Origin of the sequence: Streptomyces aureus (assembly GCF_001418135.1) — a bacterium.
Lineage (GTDB): Bacteria > Actinomycetota > Actinomycetes > Streptomycetales > Streptomycetaceae > Streptomyces > Streptomyces aureus_A.
This window is the reverse complement of record NZ_LIPQ01000175.1, coordinates 22,032-28,127: the sequence shown is the minus strand read 5'-3', so window position 1 is coordinate 28,127 and position 6,096 is coordinate 22,032. Positions and strand designations below refer to the sequence as shown.

Below are 6,096 nucleotides of genomic sequence, written 5' to 3'. Positions count from 1 at the left end.
ATCGCCTACACCCTGCCGACGATGATCTACATCCTCACCGTCGGCGGCGGCCTCAACTCGGTCTTCGTCCCGCAGCTCGTCCGCTCGATGAAGAACGACGAGGACGGCGGCGAGGCCTACGCCAACCGCCTGCTCACCCTCGTGATGGTGGCGCTCGGCGCGATCGTGGTCCTGGCCGTCTTCGCGGCACCCCTGCTCATCCGGCTGATGTCGAACACCATCGCCGACGATGCCGCGGCCAACAGCGTGGCCGTGACCTTCGCCCGCTACTGCCTGCCCACGATCTTCTTCATGGGCGTGCACGTGGTGATGGGTCAGATCCTCAACGCCCGGGGCAAGTTCGGCGCGATGATGTGGACCCCGGTCCTCAACAACATCGTCATGATCGTCACCTTCGGCCTGTTCATCTGGGTCTACGGCACCTCCGCCGAGTCCCACATGGGTGTGCAGACCATCCCCGAGGACGGCATCCGCCTGCTCGGCATCGGCACCCTGCTCGGACTCGTCGTCCAGGCCCTGGCGATGATCCCGTACCTCCGGGAGACCGGCTTCCGCTTCCGGCCCCGCTTCGACTGGAAGGGACACGGGCTCGGCAAGACGGTCAAGCTCGCCAAGTGGACCGTGCTCTTCGTCCTCGCCAACCAGGCGGGCGTGCTGGTCGTCACCCAGCTCGCCACGGCGGCCGGTGAGGAGTCCGGGAAGAACGGCGCCGGCTTCCTCGCCTACTCCAACGCCCAGCTGATCTGGGGCATGCCGCAGGCCATCATCACGGTCTCCGTCATGGCCGCGCTGCTGCCGCGTATCTCCCGCGCCGCCCACGACGACGACCCGGGCGCCGTCCGCGACGACATCTCCCAGGGGCTGCGCAACTCGGCCGTCGCGATCGTCCCGGTCTCCTTCGCCTTCCTGGCGCTCGGCGTCCCGATGTGCACCCTGCTCTACGCCTCCAGCGGCGTCGAGGCGGCCCAGGGCATGGGCTTCATCCTGATGGCCTTCGGCCTCGGTCTGATCCCCTACTCCGTCCAGTACGTCGTGCTCCGGGGCTTCTACGCCTACGAGGACACCCGGACGCCCTTCTACAACACGGTCATCGTCGCCGCCGTCAACGCGGCCGCCTCCGCGATCTGTTACGTCGTCCTGCCCGCCCAGTGGGCCGTCGTCGGCATGGCCGCCTCGTACGGTCTTGCCTACGCCGTCGGCGTCGGCATCGCCTGGCGCCGCCTCCGCAAGCGGCTGGGCGGCGACCTGGACGGCACCCATGTGATGCGGACCTACGCCCGCCTGTGCATGGCTTCCGTGCCCGCCGCCATCGTCTCCGGCGCCGTCGGCTTCGGCCTGCTGAAGCTCCTCGGCGAGGGGGCGTTGGGCTCGCTCGTCGCCCTGATCGTCGGCGGAGCGGTGCTCCTCGGTGTCTTCTTCGTCGCGGCCAAGCGGATGCGGATCGCGGAGCTGAACACCCTGGTCGGAATGGTGCGCGGACGTCTGGGACGCTGAGCCGACAGCTCCCGCACAACCATCGGGGGGAACCGCGTGTCGTGCATAGCGTCCGACTGTGGGCACAATTGGCTTGGCTGTTGGATGTGGCGCAACGGATGGGGAGGCAGGAACGACGGTGGCGGAACGTAGCACGGCTGCCGTCGACGTGGCCGACAACAGCGGTGACGACCCGCTGACCGCCAAGGCGGAGGCCGCGACCGACGGGGTGGCGGACAAGAAGAAGACGGCGGAACAGCCCGCCGAGGCCACGGAGAAGAAGGCGGTCGAACGACAGAGCGGCGAACAGCCCTCCATCACGGCTCCGGAGCTGCACAGCGGCCACAAACTGGCCCGGCGGTACCGGCTGGAGGAGTGCGTCACCCGTCTGGACGGCTTCAGCAGCTGGCGTGCCGTCGACGAGAAGCTGCGGCGTGCCGTCGGGGTCCACCTGCTGCCCGCCGACCATCCCAGAGCCCGTTCGGTCCTGGCCGCGGCCCGCTCCTCGGCCCTCCTCGGCGACCCCCGGTTCGTTCAGGTCCTCGACGCCGTCGAGGAGAACGACCTCGTGTACGTGGTGCACGAGTGGCTGCCCGACTCCACCGAACTGACCACGCTGCTCGCGGCCGGCCCGCTGGAGCCCCACGACGCCTACCAGCTCGTCAGCCAGGTCTCCCAGGCCATGGCAGCCGCCCACCGCGAAGGCCTCGCCCACCTCCGGCTCACGCCGAGCGCCGTGCTGCGCAGCTCCACCGGTCAGTACCGGATCCGCGGCCTGGCCGTGAACGCCGCCCTGCGCGGCATCACCGCCGAACGTCCGCAGCGCAGCGACACCGAGGCCATCGGCGCGCTCCTGTACGCCGCGCTCACCCAGCGCTGGCCGTACGACAGCGATGCCTACGGGCTCTCCGGCCTGCCCAAGGGCGTCGGCCTGCTCCCGCCGGACCAGGTCCGCGCCGGTGTCCACCGGGGACTCTCCGAGATCGCCATGCGCGCCCTGGCCAACGACGGGGCCACCGCCTCGCGCCAGGAGCCGCCCTGCACCACTCCGGACGAGCTGGCCAAGGCCGTGGCCGCCATGCCCCGCGTGAAGCCCCCGGAGCCCGAGTTCACCGCTCCGCCCGAGTACCAGCGCACGACGTACCAGCAGGGCACGTACGGGCGTCCCCAGGCCCATCCCGCGACCACCCAGCCGGTGGTCGTCCCGCCGCCCCCGCTGCAGAGCCGTACCGGCAGGGCGCTGAAGTGGGCCGTCGCGGCCCTCCTGATCGCAGCCCTCGGCCTCGGCAGCTGGCAGATCGCGGACCGGCTCCTCGCGCCGGACTCCGAGCAGAAGGAAGCTCCGGTCCCGTCGCCGACGGTCGACGAGAAGCCCGCGCCGCTCAAGCCGGTCACCATCAAGTCGGCCCGCGACTTCGACCCGCTGGGGAACGGCTCCGAGAAGCCCCAGGCCATAGACCTCGCCTACGACGGCGATCCCAGCACGTCCTGGTACACCGAGAACTACTACGGCTCCGACTTCGCCAATCTGAAGACCGGCGTGGGCCTCGTGCTCGACCTGGGCAAGGCGCAGAAGATCAGCGAGGTCGACCTGTCGTTCGTGGGCCACACCTCGGTGGAACTGCGCACGGCGCCGTCCGACGCGACGTCGGAGCCGTCCCTGCCCGACGCGTACACGACCCAGGCGTCCGGCGACGGAAGCCAGGTGGCGCTGAAGCTCACCAAGCCCGTCACGACCCGCTACGTTCTCGTGTGGCTGACGCAACTGCCCTCCAACGACGGGGGCTACCGAGGCAAGCTGAGCGAAGTCAAGATCATGGGCTGACGACCGGAGGGGAGGGGGCTCACCGTTGGACCGACCGATAGACGACGCCACGGACGACCAGGAACTCCTGGCTCGTCATGTCGCCGGGGATCCCGACGCCTTCGGTGAGCTCGTACGGCGCCACCGCGACCGGCTCTGGGCGGTGGCCCTGCGAACCCTGGGGGACCGCGAGGAGGCCGCTGACGCCGTCCAGGACGCCCTTCTGTCGGCCTTCCGGGCCGCCCACACGTTCCGCGGCCAGTCGGCCGTCACGACGTGGCTCCACCGCATCACGGTGAACGCTTGCCTCGACCGTCTCCGCAAGACGGCGTCACGCAGAACCTCGCCCGTCGACGACAACGACCGCTTCGAGCAGCTCCTCGAGCCCCACGAGTCCGCCGAGGCTCCCGTGGAGCGGCAGGACATCCACCGTGAGGTCCTCGCCGCACTGGCTTCGATCCCCTCCGATCAGCGCGCCGCCCTCGTCCTGGTCGACATGCAGGGATACCCGGTCGCGGAGGCGGCCCGTATCCTCGGCGTTCCCACTGGCACGGTGAAGAGCCGCTGCGCGCGCGGGCGGGCACGACTGCTTCCGATGGTCACTCATCTGCGCGTCGACACCGTGGGTAACGAAGCCCCCGATGGGGGAAGGAACCGGACGCCGGGGACATCCGTCCCACCGGTGCCGGGGCCGACGGACACCGGACCGACTGATCCAGCTGCTGTGAAGGGCGGAGGTGGGCGCACGTGACTTCCACGGCCGGCAGGGCCAACACCACACAGCACCCGGACGTCTCGGAAATCTCCGACCTGACCGAGGGGCTCCTTCCACCGACCCGCTCGGCCGCCGTCCGCCGACACCTCGACGGTTGCCCCCTCTGCGCGGATGTACGCACCTCCCTGGAGGAGATCCGCGGACTGCTCGGCACCCTTCCCGGGCCGCCCCGCATGCCCGCGGAGATCGCCGGACGGATCGATGCCGCCCTCGCCGCCGAAGCCCTCCTGAACGCCACCACGCCGGAGAGCGACACCCCCGTTTCACGTGAAACATCGCCCGCCACCGCCGCGCCGACTCCCGCGGACTCTCCTGCCTCTGGCACGGACCGCCCCGCCGGCCGCACCACGGACCGCCCCGCGGGTCGCTCCGGTGCCGCCACCGGCCCCGGGCGGGCCGGGAAGCCCCGCCGCCGTCGCATCGCCCTTCTCTCGACCCTCGGCGCCGCCTTCGGTGCCGTGGTCCTCGGCACGAGCCTCTACCTCAGCCAGGCCGGCAACGTCACCGCCGGGGGTGAGGCGGGCGACACCAAGAAGGCCGACACCGTCGCCGGGGCCGCCCTGAGCCCCTTCTCCGGGTCCCCGGTCGAGGACCGGGTCCACGCGCTCCTGAACGAGGACGACTCCACCGGGACACCCCGTGGAATCGGGCCGGAATCCATGTCCGCCGAGGCCGAGACCAAGGCCCCCCAGCGCAACAGGGACAGCGTCGTCCCCGGCTGTGTCCTGGCCGGCACCGGCCGCCCCGACGCGGTCCTGGAGCACGAGCGAGGCGAATACCAGGGGAAGCCCGCGTATCTGCTGGTCCTCACCGACCCCGCGGACAGCAAGCGGGTCCAGGCCTATGTGATCGACGCCTCCTGTGCGGAGAGGCCCACCGAGAGCGGAAGCGCGGACGCAGATCTGCTGTTCAGCGAGACGTACCCGCGCTCCTGACCTCTCTTCCCGTCCCACGACGGTGCCGCGCGGCGGTTTCGGGAATGTACGCCCCTTAGGATCCGTTGGGTGGGGTGAGAGTGACCGAGACAACCGCCCCCGTAGGCAGTGCCAGTCTGCAGAGACGAGGAAGAAACCCGTGAGCGACGTCCGTAACGTGATCATTATCGGCTCCGGGCCCGCGGGTTACACCGCTGCGCTCTACACCGCCCGAGCGTCGCTGAACCCCCTGGTCTTCGAAGGTGCCGTCACCGCCGGTGGCGCGCTCATGAACACGACCGAGGTCGAGAACTTCCCCGGCTTCCGCGACGGCATCATGGGCCCGGACCTGATGGACAACATGCGGGCCCAGGCCGAGCGCTTCGGCGCCGAGCTCGTCCCCGACGACATCATCTCCGTGGACCTGTCCGGGGAGATCAAGACCGTCACCGACACCGCCGGCACCGTGCACCGCGCCAAGGCCGTCATCGTCACCACCGGCTCGCAGCACCGCAAGCTCGGCCTCCCGAACGAGGACACTCTCTCCGGCCGCGGTGTCTCCTGGTGCGCCACCTGCGACGGGTTCTTCTTCAAGGACCAGGACATCGCCGTCGTCGGCGGCGGCGACACCGCGATCGAGGAGGCCACCTTCCTCTCGCGCTTCGCCAAGACGGTCACCATCGTCCACCGCCGGGACAGCCTGCGTGCCTCGAAGGCCATGCAGGAGCGCGCGTTCGCCGACCCGAAGATCTCCTTCGCCTGGGACAGCGAGGTCACTGAGATCCACGGTGAGCAGAAGCTCAGCGGTCTGACCCTGCGCGACACGAAGACCGGCGAGACCCGCCAGCTGCCGGTCACCGGCCTCTTCATCGCCGTGGGCCACGACCCGCGGACCGAGCTCTTCAAGGGCCAGCTGGACCTCGACGAGGAGGGCTACCTCAAGGTCGCCGCCCCGTCGACGCGCACCAACCTCACGGGTGTCTTCGCCGCCGGCGACGTCGTCGACCACACCTACCGTCAGGCCATCACGGCCGCCGGCACCGGCTGCTCCGCCGCGCTGGACGCCGAGCGCTTCCTGGCCGCCCTCGCCGACAGCGAGAAGCTGGCCGAGACCCCCGCGGTCTGACCCC

Annotated in this window: 5 protein-coding genes; all 5 read left to right on the top strand. The window is 70.4% G+C overall.

The genetic code is table 11. From position 1 onward, the window contains the following. Positions 1-1,494, top strand: a 1,494-nt coding sequence (gene murJ, locus AOK00_RS16505; RefSeq protein WP_055601071.1) for a murein biosynthesis integral membrane protein MurJ, incomplete at its 5' end; no start/stop codon positions are given. A gap of 118 nt (positions 1,495-1,612) precedes the next feature. Then, positions 1,613-3,298 carry a protein kinase family protein gene (locus AOK00_RS16500; protein WP_055601070.1) on the top strand — a complete coding sequence of 562 codons (1,686 nt, stop codon included), beginning with the start codon at positions 1,613-1,615 and terminating at the stop codon, positions 3,296-3,298. A gap of 25 nt (positions 3,299-3,323) precedes the next feature. After that, a complete protein-coding gene (sigM, locus tag AOK00_RS16495; RefSeq protein ID WP_437441418.1) occupies positions 3,324-4,028 on the top strand; it encodes an RNA polymerase sigma factor SigM in 705 nt (234 codons plus the stop codon). After that, entirely contained in the window at positions 4,025-4,987 is a 963-nt protein-coding gene (locus tag AOK00_RS16490) for a zf-HC2 domain-containing protein (protein ID WP_055601069.1), read from the top strand. The genes sigM and AOK00_RS16490 overlap by 4 nt, the downstream gene beginning before the upstream one ends. 139 nt (positions 4,988-5,126) lie before the next feature. Beyond that, the gene (trxB, locus tag AOK00_RS16485) at positions 5,127-6,092 is read left to right on the top strand and encodes a thioredoxin-disulfide reductase (protein ID WP_055601068.1); all 966 of its coding nucleotides are present in this window, start codon (positions 5,127-5,129) and stop codon (positions 6,090-6,092) included. Positions 6,093-6,096 lie beyond the last annotated feature (4 nt).